Annotated in this window: 17 protein-coding genes; 4 read left to right on the top strand and 13 right to left on the bottom strand. The window is 71.2% G+C overall.

Annotated elements, in window-relative coordinates; translation table 11 throughout:
- Positions 1-8: 8 nt before the first annotated feature.
- On the bottom strand, positions 9-1,115 hold the full coding sequence (gene rlmN / locus AB0F03_RS21045) for a 23S rRNA (adenine(2503)-C(2))-methyltransferase RlmN (protein WP_361993991.1): 1,107 nt from the start codon (positions 1,113-1,115) through the stop codon (positions 9-11).
- Positions 1,116-1,492: 377 nt separating this feature from the next.
- Here rlmN and AB0F03_RS21040 point away from each other — a divergent pair, with 377 nt between their 5' ends.
- From AB0F03_RS21040 to AB0F03_RS21030, 3 genes are all read left to right on the top strand, one after another.
- Positions 1,493-1,666 carry a hypothetical protein gene (locus AB0F03_RS21040; RefSeq protein WP_189900982.1) on the top strand — a complete coding sequence of 58 codons (174 nt, stop codon included), beginning with the start codon at positions 1,493-1,495 and terminating at the stop codon, positions 1,664-1,666.
- 579 nt (positions 1,667-2,245) lie between these two features.
- Positions 2,246-2,548, top strand: coding sequence for a hypothetical protein (locus AB0F03_RS21035; RefSeq protein WP_356822436.1), 303 nt, complete (start codon positions 2,246-2,248; stop codon positions 2,546-2,548).
- Positions 2,549-2,551: 3 nt separating this feature from the next.
- Positions 2,552-2,872 carry a hypothetical protein gene (locus AB0F03_RS21030; protein ID WP_361993987.1) on the top strand — a complete coding sequence of 107 codons (321 nt, stop codon included), beginning with the start codon at positions 2,552-2,554 and terminating at the stop codon, positions 2,870-2,872.
- Between the two features lie 95 nt (positions 2,873-2,967).
- On the opposite strand, the gene AB0F03_RS21025 is transcribed toward AB0F03_RS21030, so the two are convergent.
- The 6 genes from AB0F03_RS21025 to rpsB all read right to left on the bottom strand — a co-directional run bounded on the left by AB0F03_RS21025 (position 2,968) and on the right by rpsB (position 9,409).
- The gene (locus tag AB0F03_RS21025) at positions 2,968-4,206 is read right to left on the bottom strand and encodes a cytochrome P450 (RefSeq protein ID WP_361993984.1); all 1,239 of its coding nucleotides are present in this window, start codon (positions 4,204-4,206) and stop codon (positions 2,968-2,970) included.
- Between the two features lie 282 nt (positions 4,207-4,488).
- The gene (locus tag AB0F03_RS21020) at positions 4,489-5,706 is read right to left on the bottom strand and encodes a phosphatidate cytidylyltransferase (RefSeq protein WP_361993981.1); all 1,218 of its coding nucleotides are present in this window, start codon (positions 5,704-5,706) and stop codon (positions 4,489-4,491) included.
- Positions 5,706-6,263 carry a ribosome recycling factor gene (gene frr, locus AB0F03_RS21015; RefSeq protein WP_361993979.1) on the bottom strand — a complete coding sequence of 186 codons (558 nt, stop codon included), beginning with the start codon at positions 6,261-6,263 and terminating at the stop codon, positions 5,706-5,708. Before frr ends, AB0F03_RS21020 begins: the two co-directional genes overlap by 1 nt.
- 184 nt (positions 6,264-6,447) lie before the next feature.
- The gene (gene pyrH, locus AB0F03_RS21010; RefSeq protein WP_361993977.1) at positions 6,448-7,206 is read right to left on the bottom strand and encodes a UMP kinase; all 759 of its coding nucleotides are present in this window, start codon (positions 7,204-7,206) and stop codon (positions 6,448-6,450) included.
- A gap of 229 nt (positions 7,207-7,435) precedes the next feature.
- A complete protein-coding gene (tsf, locus tag AB0F03_RS21005; protein ID WP_361993975.1) occupies positions 7,436-8,272 on the bottom strand; it encodes a translation elongation factor Ts in 837 nt (278 codons plus the stop codon).
- Positions 8,273-8,470: 198 nt separating this feature from the next.
- A complete protein-coding gene (gene rpsB / locus AB0F03_RS21000) occupies positions 8,471-9,409 on the bottom strand; it encodes a 30S ribosomal protein S2 (protein WP_361993972.1) in 939 nt (312 codons plus the stop codon).
- 255 nt (positions 9,410-9,664) lie between these two features.
- Between rpsB and AB0F03_RS20995 the strand changes: the two genes are divergently transcribed.
- A complete protein-coding gene (locus AB0F03_RS20995) occupies positions 9,665-10,270 on the top strand; it encodes a M23 family metallopeptidase (protein WP_361993969.1) in 606 nt (201 codons plus the stop codon).
- A 68-nt stretch (positions 10,271-10,338) separates the two neighbouring features.
- On the opposite strand, the gene AB0F03_RS20990 is transcribed toward AB0F03_RS20995, so the two are convergent.
- The 6 genes from AB0F03_RS20990 to AB0F03_RS20965 all read right to left on the bottom strand — a co-directional run bounded on the left by AB0F03_RS20990 (position 10,339) and on the right by AB0F03_RS20965 (position 15,688).
- Complete coding sequence (locus tag AB0F03_RS20990) at positions 10,339-10,896, bottom strand: helix-turn-helix domain-containing protein (RefSeq protein ID WP_361994228.1); 558 nt, start codon at positions 10,894-10,896, stop codon at positions 10,339-10,341.
- 65 nt (positions 10,897-10,961) lie between these two features.
- On the bottom strand, positions 10,962-11,804 hold the full coding sequence (gene whiG, locus AB0F03_RS20985) for an RNA polymerase sigma factor WhiG (RefSeq protein WP_361993966.1): 843 nt from the start codon (positions 11,802-11,804) through the stop codon (positions 10,962-10,964).
- 303 nt (positions 11,805-12,107) lie between these two features.
- The gene (gene dprA, locus AB0F03_RS20980; protein WP_361993963.1) at positions 12,108-13,268 is read right to left on the bottom strand and encodes a DNA-processing protein DprA; all 1,161 of its coding nucleotides are present in this window, start codon (positions 13,266-13,268) and stop codon (positions 12,108-12,110) included.
- Positions 13,265-14,890 (bottom strand): YifB family Mg chelatase-like AAA ATPase, encoded by a 1,626-nt coding sequence (locus tag AB0F03_RS20975; protein ID WP_361993960.1) that lies wholly within the window; start codon positions 14,888-14,890, stop codon positions 13,265-13,267. Before AB0F03_RS20975 ends, dprA begins: the two co-directional genes overlap by 4 nt.
- Positions 14,891-15,253 carry a YraN family protein gene (locus AB0F03_RS20970; protein ID WP_361993957.1) on the bottom strand — a complete coding sequence of 121 codons (363 nt, stop codon included), beginning with the start codon at positions 15,251-15,253 and terminating at the stop codon, positions 14,891-14,893.
- A 126-nt stretch (positions 15,254-15,379) separates the two neighbouring features.
- Complete coding sequence (locus tag AB0F03_RS20965) at positions 15,380-15,688, bottom strand: DUF2469 domain-containing protein (protein WP_003993268.1); 309 nt, start codon at positions 15,686-15,688, stop codon at positions 15,380-15,382.
- Positions 15,689-15,695: the final 7 nt, after the last annotated feature.

The following is a 15,695-nucleotide window of genomic DNA, read 5'->3' as shown; positions in this document are numbered from 1 at the left end:
TGGTCAGATTACCGCTCGGTGGCCGCGAGCTGACCGCAGGCCCCGTCGATCTCCTGTCCACGGGTGTCCCGGACCGTCACCGGCACGCCGTGCGCGGCGATGGCCTCCACGAACGCCTTCTCGTCCTCCGGCCGGGAGGCCGTCCACTTCGAGCCCGGGGTCGGGTTGAGCGGGATGAGGTTGACGTGCACGGGCTTGCCCCGGAGCAGCCGGCCGAGCCGGTCACCGCGCCAGGCCTGGTCGTTGATGTCCCGGATCAGCGCGTACTCGATCGACAGCCGGCGGCCCGACCTCTCGGTGTACTCGAAACCGGCGTCCAGCACCTCGCGCACCTTCCACCGCGTGTTCACGGGGACGAGGGTGTCGCGCAGCTCGTCGTCGGGGGCGTGCAGGGAGATCGCGAGCCGGCACTTGAAGCCCTCGTCGGTGAACCGGTGGATGGCCGGCACCAGCCCGACGGTCGAGACGGTGATCCCGCGCTGGGACAGGCCCAGCCCGTCCGGGGCCGGGTCGGTGAGCGCCCGGATGGCGCCGACGACCCGCTTGTAGTTGGCGAGCGGCTCGCCCATGCCCATGAAGACGATGTTGGACAGCCGCGCCGGTCCGCCCGGCACCTCCCCGTCCCGCAGCGCCCGCATCCCGTCCACGATCTGGTGCACGATCTCGGCGGTGGACAGGTTCCGGTCCAGCCCGGCCTGCCCGGTGGCGCAGAACGGGCAGTTCATCCCGCATCCGGCCTGCGAGCTGATGCACATGGTGACCCGGTCCGGATACCGCATCAGCACGGACTCGACCAGCGTGCCGTCGAACAGCCGCCACAGCGTCTTGCGCGTGGCCCCCTGGTCGGTCGACAGATGCCGGACGACCGTCATCAGCTCCGGCAACAGCGCTTCTTGCAGCTTGCCGCGCGACCCGGCGGGGATGTCCGTCCACTGCTCGGGGTCGTGCGCGTACCGCGCGAAGTAGTGCTGCGCGAGCTGCTTGGCACGGAACGGCTTCTCACCGATCTCGGCCACCGCGTCCTTGCGCTCGGCGGGCGTGAGGTCGGCGAGATGCCGCGGCGGCTTCTTGGCTCCGCGCGGCGCGACAAAGGTGAGTTCTCCGGGCTTAGGCATGGCTGTACCAGTGTCGCAGATCCAATCGGGTGACCTGCGGGTGTCTCTCCCTACGGCTGTCGTCGACAGGCATCGGTGGTCACCACTGAGCGGCGTCGGACGCCCCGGAGACGGCCCGGCCGACGGGACTGCACGTCCCCGGCTGAGCTGCCACTGCCGGCGTTCCGATTCCCTCCATGCGGAGCAGACCGTCCATGGCGATACGTGCCGCCGCCGCGGAGGCATCGGGGCGACCATCCAGGTGGGAGCGGATCTGGACCTCTCCCCCGTCGTGCCCGTGGGGACCTCCGCCGCCCCTTGACAACGCGTCCCGCCAGGGTGGCTTCACCTCTTGCCTCAAGGGGCACACGGCCGGTGAGACTCACGGAGGTGCCGAGATGAGCGCCGGAGAACGGGCCAAGGCAAAGGCCGAACAGATCGTCGGAAAGACCGTGCGGACGGCGGCCCACGCGGTGCACAAAGAAACCCTCGCGGCGAAAGGCGCCGCTCTCGAAGCACGAGGCAAGATGCGGGGCGCGAAGGAACAGACCAAGGGCTCCTTCAAGCGCTGAGCGCGTTGCCGCGGGCCTGAACCCGTCCCAGGAACGGCTGAAGGCCCAGGGAGAGGGAGACCAACCCTCTTGCCTGGGCTTTCGGCGTTCAGAGCGGGCGGCAGCAATCGAACCCGCGTAGCTGGTTCGGAAGGCTGGAGAACGACCCGGCCGCGTGCGGCGGCTATGCGCGGAACATCTACGGCGACGTCCGGGCCGTGCTCGGTGCGGCGGTTGACGACGGGCTGTTGCCCCGCAACCCGTGCTCCACGAAGTCGGTCCGCCCCCCTATCACCGAGCAACGTCGCGTCATGCCGTGCCTACCTGCCTCTCCTGTTCACGAGCACCGCGAGCGGCCCGTTGCTCGCGCTACGAGTGGCCTTGGTGCCGGTCACCGGTGGTCAGTCAGCGGGCGGACGGCCCGCAGGCGGTGCGGGCGGCGCGGCGGCGGGTCGGGGCGCCTGTCGCGGGGCAAGTGGGCATTGCCCACTTGCCCCGCCTCGGTTAGGCTGGGGACACCGCGATCCCGCCCGGACTCGGCGCCCTCCCGCGGTGTTGACCGACCAACGCCGAGACGTCGGACCATCAAGGAGTGCAGCCATGAGGACCAATGCGCGCGAGGAGTTCGAAGCCATAGCAGAGACCGAAGTCGACGCCCGAGGACGCGTCTCCCTGGGACGCGCCGGAGCCAAGCCAGGCCGGCGCTACCGGGTGGAGGCCGACCCCGACGGTGTGCTCTTGCTGACCCCTGTCGTCTCCATCCCCGAGCGTGAACTACTGGTCTGGACAGACCACGAAGTAGCCGATCGCGTTCGCCGCGGAGTGCAGCAGGCGAAGGAAGGGAAGACCAAGGACCTCGGCGACTTCAGCCAGTACCTCGCGGAGGACGAAACCGAGGACTGACCTTTGTTCACCCTTCGCTTTTCCGACGACGCTGAAGCCACGCTCGACCGGTTGACGGCGGGCGGCAACGCCACTGCCTCGAAGCTGAAGAAGGTGCACCGCACCCTCGGACGCCTCCAGATCGACCCGAGATATCCAGGATTGCGTTCCCACCAGTACGAGCATTTTCCGAACCTGCCGAGCGAGAAGGTCTGGGACTCCTACGTGGAGAACCAGACGGCGTCAGCCTGGCGCGTCTACTGGATGTACGGCCCGAACGAGAAGGATGAGCACGGCAACGAGGTCTCCGTGATCACCGTGCTGCTGATCGGTCCGCACCTCTAGCGGTGACGTCCGGTGCGAGCCGGCCGGGGGACGCGGCGGGGCGTGTCCGTGGCCGTGTGGCGGACACGCCCCGGGCAGACAGTGATCTCGCGGTTCTACCAGGTCACCGGCAGGGTCCTCGGGCCGCGGATCAGGCCCTGGCGCTGGAACTCGACCTCCTCCGGGGGCACCGCCAGCCGGATGCCGGGGAAGCGGGTGAGGACCGCGCCGATCACCACCTCGGCCTCCATGCGGGCCATGACGGCGGCCAGGCAGTGGTGCGGGCCGTGGCCGAACGCCAGATGGGCCCGGTTCTCGCGGTCGAAGTCCAGGGCGTCCGGGTCGGGGAACACCTCGGGGTCGCGGTTGGCGGCGACGTACGCGTTGTAGACGACCTCACCGGCCCGGATCAGCTGGCCCCCGACGGTGACGTCCTCGACGGCGACCCGGGGGATGCCGACGCCGTTGCGGTGCGGGACGTAGCGCAACAGCTCGTCCACGGCCCGGGGCAGCAGCTCGGGCTCGCGGCGCAGCCGGGCCAGATGCCCGGGGTGGGTGAGCAGCGCGTACATCATCGAGCCGCTGTTGTTGCGGACGGCGTGACCGCCGCTGACCTGGACGGCGGTGGCGAGGGAGATCGCCTCGTCGTCGGTGATCTCGCCCGCGGTGACCGCCTGGGCCAGCACCCCGGCGAGGTCCTCGCGGGGCTCCGCACCGCGGCGCCGGAGCAGTTCGGCGATGCGGGCGCGGTTGTCCCGGGCCACCTGGGCGGCGCGCTCCTTGGACTCGGCGCCCGCGGACAGCAGGGCCTCGCCCGTCTCCGCCCAGCGGTGCCAGTCCTTCTCCTCCACGCCGAGGAAGTCGCGGATCACGGCGATCGGGAAAGGGCCGTGCAGATGTTCCATGAGGTCGGCCGGCGCACCGGCGCGTTCCATCCCGTCGAGCAGCTCGGCGGCCCGGCGCTCGGCCAGCGGGCGCAGCCGCTGCATGCTCCGGCCGGTGAACGCGCGGGCGACGACCCGGCGCAGCCGGTTGTGCCGGGGCGGGTCGATGTATTGCAGGCCCGCCGTCTGCGAGGCCACCGGCGCCGGGCGCATGCTGGTGACGTCGCGGCCGACGACCTGTTCCCGGGAGAAGCGCGGGTCGGAGGTGACGAAGCGGACGTCCTCGTACCGGGTGATCAGCCAGGCGTGGCCCTCCCCGTGCGGCAGCCTGATCCGGGTGACCGGCTCGTCGCGCAGCACCTCGTCCAGGAACGGGTCGGGGTCGAGTGCGGGCAGGTCGTCGACGGGCCAGAACCTCACCCGCGGCGGAGACGGGGCGGCGGGCGGTACGGGGGCTGGGTCGAGGGGCATCGGACACACTCCCTGCTGCGTGGCCGGGCGGCGGGGCAACGCCGTCCTCTGAAGGAGTCTGCCGCGCGCGGAGCCCACCCGCCGACTCGTGCTGCGGCATCCGGGTGCCGCCTCCCTCCGGACCGGCCACCGCCGGAGCGGGGGCGGTTGGTTTCGGGCTGCGTGACGGCTCTCCGGCGGGGCTGATGCCGGGGGCACGGTCAGGTCCCGGGCATGACGAAGGGCCCCCGTCCAGTGTGCGGACGGGGGCCCGGAAGTCGTACGATGCCCGGCTCGGTGGTCTCAGCCGCCGACGAAGACCACCATCAGCAGCCACACCACGGGAGCCGTGGGCAGCAGGGAGTCCAGCCGGTCCATGATGCCGCCGTGACCGGGGAGCAGGGTGCCCATGTCCTTGATGCCCAGGTCCCGCTTGATCATCGACTCGCCCAGGTCGCCCAGCGTGGCGCTGGCCGCGACCGCGAGGCCCAGCAGCAGGCCCTGCCACCAGACGCCGTCGTCGATCAGGAAACGCATGCACAGCGCGCCCGCGACCATGGCGAACAGCACCGCTCCCAGCAGGCCCTCGCGGGTCTTGCCGGGGCTGATGCGCGGGGCGAGCCGGTTCTTGCCGAAGCGCCAGCCGACCGCGTACGCGCCGGTGTCGCTGACGACCGTCAGGAGCAGGAAGGTCAGGACGCGCCAGGGCCCGTCGTCCGCGGTGAGCATCATCGCGACGAAGGTGGCCAGGAAGGGCACGTAGAACGCCGCGAAGACGCCGGCCGTGACGTCCTTGAGGTAGCCCTCCGGTGGTTCCGTCATGCGCCAGACCAGCACGGCCAGGGCGGTCAGGGCCATGGCGACCCACGCGCCCTCGGCGCCGCGCACATACCCGGCGACGACCATCGCCGCGCCGCCGACCGCCAGCGGCACGAGCGGCGCCTTGATGCCCTTGCGTTCCTGGAGCCTGCTCGTCAGTTCCCACAGCCCGACGACGACGGCGACGGCTATGACGCCGATGAACACGGCCTTGACGATGAACAGCGAGGCGATGATCACCACGCCGAGCCCGACACCGACCCCTATGGCCGCGCTCAGGTCACGGCCCGCGCTCTTCTTCTGCGGCGCCGGCGGCGGAGGCTGCGGGGCGTCGGGCATGGGCTCCGGGTTCTGGATCTCGGCCGGGAGTCCCCCGGTCTGGAAAGGCTCGTTCTGGAACGGCTCGTTCTGGAAGGTGTCATTCCGGAACGTGCCGTTGTGGAGGGCCTCGTTCGGGAACGACTCATTCGGGAACAAGGGGCCGCCCGGCCGAGCGGCCCCCCGGTCATCGTCCTGGTCCCCGACGTACGCGGGTACGTCGGGCACGACGGGCATGGGGCGAGTCTGCTGCGCCTCAGGCGCATCGTACGCGGGACCCGCCGGGACGGCCCCCGGGGCAGGCTGGGCGGGTCCGCCCTCGGCGGGCCCCCAGTACCCGGCCTGCCCCGCCGACGGCGGCGCCCCCCAGGAAGAGTCGTTCATCAGACTTCGAGCAGCTCCGCTTCCTTGTGCTTGAGGAGCTCGTCCACCTGGGCGACGTACTTGGCCGTCAGGTCGTCGAGCTCCTTCTCCGCACGGCGGCCCTCGTCCTCACCGATCTCGCCGTCCTTGACGAACTTGTCGATGGCGTCCTTGGACTTGCGGCGCACGGAGCGGATGGACACCTTCGCGTCCTCGCCCTTGCTCTTGGCGACCTTGATGTACTCACGGCGCCGTTCCTCGGTCAGCTCGGGGAACACCACCCGGATGATGTTGCCGTCGTTGCTGGGGTTGACGCCCAGGTCCGAGTCGCGGATGGCCTGCTCGATGTTGCGCAGCGCGGTCTTGTCGAACGGCGTCACGACCGCCATGCGCGGCTCCGGCACGGAGAACGAGGCCAGCTGGTTGATCGGTGTCGGGGCCCCGTAGTAGTCGGCCACGATCTTGTTGAACATCGCCGGGTGCGCTCGGCCGGTGCGGATCGCGGCGAAGTCCTCCTTGGCGACCACGACGGCCTTCTCCATCTTCTCCTCGGCCTCGAGGAGGGTCTCTTCGATCACCACTTGCTCCTGCGTGTCTTGAGTAAGGCCCGGCTGCGGTTCCTCGTCGAGGCGGCGGCCGGCTGCGTCGCGTCTTCTTCCTGCACGGTTCCCGACCGTCAGGACATTGTCCATCCTCCGGCCGGGCTGCGTCCCGTCCGTCCCCCGGACAGGTGGCACGCCCCGGGCGGCGGGGGTGTGCCGGTCAGTCCCGGTTGCCCTGCTCGCCCACCAGCGTGCCGATCTTCTCACCCTTGACGGCGCGGGCGATATTGCCCTCGGCGAGAAGCTCGAAGACGAGGATCGGCAGCTTGTTGTCGCGGCACAGGGTGATGGCGGTGGCGTCGGCGACCTTGAGGTCCCGGGTGATGACCTCGCCGTAGCCGAGGGCGTCGAACTTGACGGCGTCGGGGTTGGTCTTGGGGTCGGAGTCGTAGACCCCGTCCACACCGTTCTTGCCCATGAGCAGCGCCTCGGCGTCGATCTCCAGGGCGCGCTGGGCGGCGGTGGTGTCGGTGGAGAAGTACGGCATGCCCATGCCGGCGCCGAAGATGACCACGCGGCCCTTCTCCAGGTGGCGCACGGCACGCAGCGGGATGTACGGCTCGGCGACCTGCCCCATGGTGATGGCGGTCTGCACGCGGGACTGGATCCCCTCCTTCTCCAGGAAGTCCTGGAGGGCGAGGCAGTTCATCACGGTGCCGAGCATGCCCATGTAGTCGGAGCGGGCACGGTCCATGCCGCGCTGCTGGAGTTCGGCGCCGCGGAAGAAGTTGCCGCCGCCGATGACGACCGCGACCTGCGCGCCGTCACGCACGACGGCGGCGATCTCGCGGGCGATCTTGTGCACCACGTCGGGGTCGACGCCCAGGCCCCCGCCACCGGAGAAGGCCTCTCCGGACAGCTTCAGCAGAAACCGGCCGTGTACTTTGCCGTCGTCGCTCTTCTGGGCCTTGGTGGTCATGGGGGATCCCGCCTCTTTCACGTGGTGCGCATACGAAGAAGGCCATTGCCGATGGGGGTGCTTTTCGCTCCCATGCGCGGCAATGGCCTCCTCGTCAGATCTGCTGCCGTCCGCCCTCACGCCGGGGTGTGGCGATGTGCGCGGACGACTGCGGTCGACCCTATCGGGAGTTCTCCGGGAATCTCCCCGGGGTTCTCCCCGCGGGCCGGGTGTCGATCGCGGTCCGGACTCAGATGCCGACCTTGATGCGCGAGAAGCGCTTCAGGGTGACACCGGCCTCGTCCAGCACCTTCTGGACCGACTTCTTGTTGTCGAGCGCGTACGGCTGGCCGAGCAGCGTCGCGTCCTTGAAGAAGCCGTTCAGACGACCCTCGACGATCTTCGCGATCGCGGCCTCGGGCTTGCCCTCGGCGCGGGTGGTCTCCTCGGCGATGCGGCGCTCGGACTCGACGACCTCGGCCGGGATCTCGTCCTTGGAGAGGTACTTCGGCGCGAACGCGGCGATGTGCTGGGCGACGCCCTTGGCGACCTCGGCGTTCGGCTTGTCGAACTCGACCAGGACACCGATCTGCGGGGGCAGGTCGGGCATGGTGCGGTGCATGTAGGCGCTGACGTAACCGTCGGTGAACTGCGCGAAGCGGTCCAGGACGATCTTCTCGCCGAGGTTGGCGTTGGCCTCGTCGACGTACGCCTGCACGGTCTTGCCGGCCTCGATCTCGGAGGCGAGCAGGGCCTCGAGGTCGGCCGGGTTCGTCTTGACGACGTGCTCGGCGATGGTGTTGGCCACGGCCTGGAACTTCTCGCTCTTGGCGACGAAGTCCGTCTCGCACTTCAGCTCGACCAGGACACCGGAGGAGTTGTCGCCGGCGATGATGGAGACCACGGCGCCGTTCTCGGCGGAGCGGCCCTCGCGCTTGGCGACGCCCTTCTGGCCCTTGATGCGCAGCGCCTCGACAGCCTTGTCGACGCTGCCCTCGGCCTCGTCCAGCGCCTTCTTGCAGTCCATCATGCCGGCGCCGGTGAGCTCACGGAGCTTCTTGACGTCGGCGGCGGTGTAGTTCGCCATGAGTCTGTGAGTCTTTCTCGAAGTCTGGAAGATCTTCAGATCCGCACGGTCGGCGGTCCGGTCCGCGGTCCGCGTCCACGGGTGAACGCGGACCGCGTACGTCCTGCCGGCCTACGGGTGAACAGCGGGGGCGGACTTCATCGCGCCCGGGGCGCAGGATGCGGTACCGCCCCGCTGTCGAACGCTGACGGACCGGCGTCAGGCCTGCTCGCCCTCGGCGGCCTTCTCGCCCTCGGCCGGAGCCTCGGCCTCGGCCTCGGCGGCCGGAGCGGCTTCGGCGGACTCCGCGGCCTCGGCGGCCTCGGCGGCCGGAGCCTCGGTCTCGGCGGCCGGGGCGGCCTCCGCGGCCGGAGCCTCGTCCTTCTTCTCACCCTCGAGCAGGTCGCGCTCCCACTCGGCGAGCGGCTCGGCAGCGGCCTTCTCGCCCTTGTCGCCGGTGGCGACGCGGGAGCGGGACATGAGGCCCTCGGCGACGGCGTCGGCGATCACACGGGTGAGCAGGGTGACGGAGCGGATCGCGTCGTCGTTGCCCGGGATCTTGTAGTCGACCTCGTCGGGGTCGCAGTTGGTGTCGAGGATCGCGACGACCGGAATGTTCAGCTTCCGGGCCTCACCGACGGCGATGTGCTCCTTCTTGGTGTCCACGATCCAGACGGCGCTGGGCACCTTCTGCATCTCGCGGATACCGCCGAGGGTCTTCTCCAGCTTGGCCTTCTCGCGCGAGAGGACCAGCAGTTCCTTCTTGGTCAGACCGGAGGCCGCGACGTCCTCGAAGTCGATCTGCTCGAGTTCCTTCAGGCGCTGAAGACGCTTGTAGACGGTCGAGAAGTTGGTGAGCATGCCGCCCAGCCAGCGCTGGTTCACGTAGGGCATGCCGACGCGGGTCGCCTGCTCGGCGATGGCCTCCTGCGCCTGCTTCTTCGTGCCGACGAACATGACCGTGCCGCCGTGGGCGACGGTCTCCTTGACGAACTCGTAGGCGCGGTCGATGTACGACAGCGACTGGAGCAGGTCGATGATGTAGATGCCGTTGCGCTCGGTGAAGATGAAGCGCTTCATCTTCGGGTTCCAGCGACGGGTCTGGTGACCGAAGTGGACGCCGCTCTCCAGCAGCTCCCGCATCGTGACGACGGCCATGGCCGTTCTCCTTGGTGTTCTCGGTTGTGCCGCGTCCGCCGGACGGCGGTCGCGCCTGACGCCCGCGATGCGCCGTGCCGCGAAGGACCGAGGGGCGCTTGGTACGAACCCTTGACGGGCGCCGTACCGGGGCGTGCGAAGTCGACCCGGTGACCCGGATCGCCATGAGAAGTGTACGGGACCGGCGGGGTACCGGGTGACGCCGCTGTCCACAACCGGGGAGTGGTCCACAGGGTCCGGCGGGGCCCGCGGCGGATGCGGGACGGTTCTCGCATGCGACGAGCGATGCGGTACGTGGCGTTGTGGATGGTTCTGCTGTGCGGATCGGCGGCGGCCGCACCGTCCGCGCCTGCCTGGGCGGACAACCCACCGGGGCCACCGCCCGCGCCTCCGCCGCCCGGGGCTGCGGTCCCGGCCGTGGGCCGCACCTGGCCGGTGGGTGTCCGGCCGACGGTGGTACGCGGCTGGAAACCGCCGGCGACGGTGTACGGCCCCGGGCACCGGGGAGTGGACCTCGCCGCACCGGCCGGCGCCCCGGTGCGCGCGGTGGCTCCGGGGCGGGTGTCCTTCGCGGGCCGGGTGGCCGGGCGGGGTGTCGTCTCGGTGGAGCTGGCGGGAACGGATCTGCGGACCACGTACGAGCCGGTGAGCCCTTCGGTGAGGGAGGGTGACGAGGTGGAGGCGGGCGGGGTGGTGGGGGTGGTGGAGCCGACGGGCTCGCACTGCGCGAGGACGGCGTGCGTGCACTGGGGAGCGCTGCGAGGCGGGACCTACGTGGACCCACTGTCCCTGCTGCCCCCGTGGCTGCTGCGCAGAGGCCCGTCGAGACTGCTGCCGGTACTGGGCGTGCCCATGCCGTGACCGGTGATCATCCAGGGGCGGGGGCGGGGGGGTGGGGTGGGGTGGGGGGGGCGGGGGGTGGAGGGCGGTCAGCCTCGGACGCCGTGCAGGGCCATGGTCACCGCGGCCTCCGTCACCACGGCGGGGTCCTCGGCCGCGCCCAGCTCGATCCTCCGGACCGCCGCGTCCACGACCCCCTGCAACAGCATCGCCGCCAGCCGGGGCTGGCCGTGCCCCAGCTCCCCCAGCGCCTCGACGATCATCGCGACGAGCCCCCCGTGGGCCGCGCGGATCTTCTCCCGGGCCCCGGCGTCCAGCTCACTGGCGGAGATGGCCACGACCGCCCGGTGCCGCCGGTCGCCGACCAGGGCCAGCTGCTGCCGGACATAGGCCTCGACCTTGCCCTCGGGCGAGCCGGCGCGCTCCATCGCCGCGGCGACCTCCGCCGCCCACACGGGGATGTCGGCCTCGCACAGCTCCTCGACCACGGCCGCCCGGGACCGGAAGTACTCGTACACCGACGACCGCGCGAGCCCGGTCCGCTCGGCCAGCGCGGGAAAGGTCAACGCCTCCGTCCCGCCCTCGGACAGCAGGGTCCGGGCCGCGTCCAGCAGGGCGGCTCGCTGCATCGACCGGTGCTCGGCCACGGAGGCCGCTCGAATCCTTGGCACGCCGACCACTTTACGGACGCGCCCGGGCGAACGGGAGCGACTCAGCGCCCGAAGCTCGCCAGCTTCGCCCGCAGCTGGAGCACCGACTTGGTGTGGATCTGGCTGACCCGGCTCTCGGTGACGCCCAGCACGTTGCCGATCTCGGCGAGGGTGAGTCCCTCGTAGTAGTACAGCGTGACCACGGTCTTCTCCCGCTCCGGCAACGTGTTGATGGCCCGCGCGAGGAACCGCCGCAGCTCCCGGTCCTCGGCCACCTCCACCGGGTTGTCGGCGGCGGTGTCCTCCAGCGTGTCCATCAGGCTGAGCCGGTCCCCGCCCTCGCCGCCGACGTGCAGCAGCTCCTCCAGGGCGACGACATTGGCCAGTGACAACTGGCTGAACACCGCGTGGAGTTCCTCGACCTCCATATCCAGCTCGGCGGCGACCTCGCTCTCGGTCGGCGTCCGCCGCAGCCGCGCCTCCAGGGTGGCGTAGGCGCGCTCGACGTTGCGCGCCTTCTGCCGCACCGAGCGGGGGATCCAGTCCAGCGCCCGCAGTTCGTCGATCATCGCGCCGCGGATCCGGGTGATCGCGTACGTCTCGAACTTGATCTCCCGGTCGATGTCGAACTTCTCGATCGCGTCGATCAGCCCGAAGACGCCGGAGGAGACGAAGTCCGCCTGCTCCACGTTGGGCGGCAGACCGACGCTGACCCGGCCCGCGACGTATTTCACGAGCGGCGAGTAGTGCAGGATCAGCTGCTCCCGCAGCCGGTCGTCCCCCGTCGCCTTGTACGACCGCCACAGCTCGTCGAGCGTCGAGGGAGCGGGCGGCCGCACGTTGCCACCGTCGCGGGCGGCTGGGGGGATCGCCGCCCGGTCGGACCCGGAGGTGTGCTGGGGCATTCGTCGCCTTGTGCCGTTCTGCCGTGAAGTGCCGTGACTTGCTGCGAGGTGGGAGCGGGTGGGCTGACTGGGTGAGGTGTCGGTCTGGTGCGGGGTTGGCGCGGTCTGCACCACCGCTTTCGTGAGCGTAGCGTGACTGAGGAGTCGCGGTGTGCGAACAGTGAGGCACCACCCGTGCGCGGGGCGCTCGCGCCGGGCGGGCGGCCCCGGTCGGCGGCTCGCTGTGCGTGACCGGCCGCAGGGGCCAACTCCGGGAAACCCCAAGGGCGTCGGGGGTTCCCCCGGACGGCCGAACACGCTCGGTCAGCGGGGGCGGTGGCCACCCCGGAGCGAGGTCATCGCCTGGCGTGTCAACTTCCAGCCATCGCCGTGTCGTTCGACGTAACCAAGTGCTCGGAGTTCGTACAGTCTCGCGATCGCCTCATCCGGTGTCGTACCAGCGCCGAGCGCGATCTCCCCGGCGGGGGCGGCACGGTTGCCGGGCAGGGCGGCGAGGACGGTCCGGGCGGCCGGCTCCAGCAGGTCGCGCGGGAGGACCGGGCCCCGCCGGGCGGGTGCGAGGTCACCCATGTCACCCACGAGTTCCACGACGTCCGCGGCATCGGTGACCAGGGTGGCCTCGTCGCGCAGCAGCTCGTGCACGCCGGCGGACAGGGCGCTGGTGACCGGGCCGGGCACGCCCATGGTGAACCGGCCCAGGCGCTGGGCGGCCCGCGCGGTGGCCAGCGAGCCGCTGCGGCGGGCGGCCTCCACGACGACGGTGCCCCGGGTCAGGGCGGCGATCACCCGGTTGCGCAGGATGAACCGGCTCGGGGTCGGATGGTCCCCGGGCGGCAACTCGCCCACCAGCAGTCCCTGTTCCGCGATCCGGTCGAGCAACGCGGTGTGGCCGCGCGGGTAGGGCCGGTCGACGCCGCAGGCCAGGACGGCGACGGTGGCACCGCGGGCGGCGAGCGTCCCGCGATGGGCCGCGCCGTCGATGCCGTACGCGCCACCCGACACCACCACCCAGCCGCGCTCGGCGAGGTCCGAGGCGAGGGTGGCCGCCACGTGGGTGCCGTACCCGGTGCACGCGCGGGCCCCCACCACGGCGACGGACCGCAGCGCCCACATCCGCAGACTCGGCCGGCCCCGCACCCACAGCCCGACCGGCCGGGCGTCCCCGAGGTCGTCGAGCTGCCGGGGCCACTCGCTGTCCCCCGGACACAGGAACCGCGCCCCCGCGGCCCGCGCCGAGCCGAGGTCCCGCTCCGGCTCGGCCCGCCCGGCCCGGGCGAGGAGCCCCGCCCACCGGGTGGCGCTCACCCCGGGCAACGGCTCCCCGCCACCCCGCAGCTGCCGCACCACCTCCCCCACCCCGAACTCCCGCACCCACCGTCCACCGACCTCGTCCCCCGGCTCGACGACCCGTCCGAGAAAGACCCGCCCGAGCCGTTCGTCGCCGGGGTCCGCGGCCGCGGTCATGTCAGGGCTCCGATCGCCATCGGCACCCCTCGGGGGACGCCGGTGCGCAGTTGCAGGGCCAGGGCCACGTCGGTCGCGTCCGGTCGGTCGTGCCCGACGAGGTCGGCCACCGTCCAGGCGACGCGCAGGACCCGGTCGATGCCACGGGCGGTGAGCACGCCCCGCTCCAGGTTGCGTTCGGCCTCGTCCATCGCCCCGGAAACGGCCTGGTACCGGCTGCGCAGCTCCCGGCCGGGCACCTCGCTGTTGGTGTGCCACGGGGTGCCGGCGAAGCGGGCCGCGGCCCGCTCCCGGGCCTGCCGTACCCGCTGCGCCACGGTCGCCGTGGTCTCACCTCGCGCGCCGGGCTCGGTGAGCTGGGCCCGGGTGACCGGGTCAACCTCGACACGCAGGTCCACCCTGTCCAGGAGCGGTCCGGACAGCCGGGACTGGTAGCGGCGGATCACCGACGGGGGGCACTCGCACAGCGAGTCGCGCGGTGAGAACCGTCCGCAGGGGCAGGGGTTGGCCGCCAGCACCATGAGGAATCTCGCCGGGAACCGGACCACGCCGGCGCTGCGCGCGATGACGACGTGCCCCGACTCCAGTGGCTGGCGCAGCGCGTCCAGGGTCTGGCTGCGGAACTCGGGCGCCTCGTCGAGGAACAGCACCCCTCGATGGGCGAGGGACACCGCTCCCGGGCGCGCGAAGCCCGCTCCGCCGCCGACGAGTGACTGCATCGTGGCCGAGTGGTGCGGTGCGCAGTAGGGTGCGGCGTCGATGAGCGGCTTGCCCGGTGGCAGCAGTCCCGCGACCGAGTGCACCGCCGTCACCTCCAGCGACTCCTCCCGGGTGAGTGGGGGAAGGACGGCGGGCAGGCGTTCGGCGAGCATGGTCTTGCCCGCGCCGGGTGGTCCCTCCAGGAAGAGGTGGTGGCCTCCGGCGGCGGACACCTCCACGGCGGTGCGGGCGGAGAGCTGCCCCACGACGTCCGCCAGGTCGTGGTCCTGGTCGTGCTGTGCGGCGCCGCTGCTGTGCATGCCGGTGGCGGCACCCGTGCCCGGTACCCGCAGTCCCGCCAGGAGCGGGTCGGGGCGGCCGTGATCGTCGGGTGCCTCGTCGGGGACGGGTTCGTCGGTGAGGACCGCGATGAGCTGCCGCAGGCTGCGCACGCCGAGCACGGACACACCGGGGACGAGTGCGGCCTCGGCGGCGGCGCACTCGGGTACGACCACCTGCTCGTACCCGGCGTCGGCCGCGGCCAGTACGGCGGGCAGGATGCCCCTCACCGGCCGGACCCGGCCGTCCAGGCCGAGCTCTCCGATCATGACGATGTCGGCGAGTACCCGGGGGTCGATGCGCTCGGCGGCACCGAGCACCGCACAGGCGACGGCGAGGTCGAAGCCGGAGCCGGCTTTGGGCACCGAGGCCGGGCTGAGTCCGACGGTGAGCTTCTTCTGCGGCCATTCGGCTCCCGAGTTCACCACCGCCGCCCGGACCCGGTCCCGGCTTTCCGTCAGGCTCTTGTCCGGGAGGCCGACCAGGGTGAACGCGGCGACGCCGGGTTCGAGGTCGGCCTGGACCTCGACGACCACGCCGTCGACGCCGACGAGGGCCACCGAGCACGTGCGGGCGAACGCCATTCAGGCCACCCCCCGGGCGTGCTCGACGGACGGGGCGCCCCGGCGGGGCAGCACCACGCCGATCAGGTCGATGCGGACGCCGCCTGGCGGGGCTCCGCCGTGGGCCTGGATCCAGTGTGCGGCGAGCCGGCGCAGCCTGGCGGCCTTCTCGGGGGTGACGGCGGCCATCGGATGTTCGTAGCCACCGCCTCTGCGGGTCTTCACCTCGCAGACGACCAGTGCGTCGCCGTCCCGCGCCACGATGTCGATCTCGCCGGTCCGTCCGCAGCGCCAGTTGCGCTCCAGGATCGTCATGCCGGTCTCGGCGAGCCGCCGGGCGGCCAGGTCCTCGCCGTACTTGCCGATTGCTTCTCGTGCGTTCATGTCGGCACCACCTCCGGCGCCAACCGTCACGCGTCCCGTCCCCAAGTGTTGATCTTGGTGGATGGATCGGCGGTTGTGGAGAACTCCGTCACCCGAACGGGCGGCGAGCGGGGAAAGTCCAGGTCATCAGCCGCTCGGGAGTTCCAGGTCGCTCTTGTTCAGCTCTTCGATATTCACGTCCTTGAACGTGAGGACGCGGACCTGCTTGACGAAGCGCGCCGGTCGGTACATGTCCCAGACCCAGGCGTCCGCCATGCTCACCTCGAAGAACACCTCGCCCTGGACCGAGTGCACCTGCATCTCGTAGTCGTTGGTGAGATAGAAGCGTCGCTCGGTCTCGATCACGTATTTGAACAGACCGACGACGTCTCGGTACTCCCGGTAGAGCTTCAGCTCCATCTCGGTCTCGTACTTCTCGAGGTCCTCGGCGCTCATGGCATGT

Source organism: Streptomyces sp. NPDC028722, assembly GCF_040637655.1.
Classification (GTDB): Bacteria; Actinomycetota; Actinomycetes; order Streptomycetales; family Streptomycetaceae; genus Streptomyces.
Note: the sequence above shows the minus strand (reverse complement) of the source record. Positions and strands in the feature narration are given on the sequence as shown.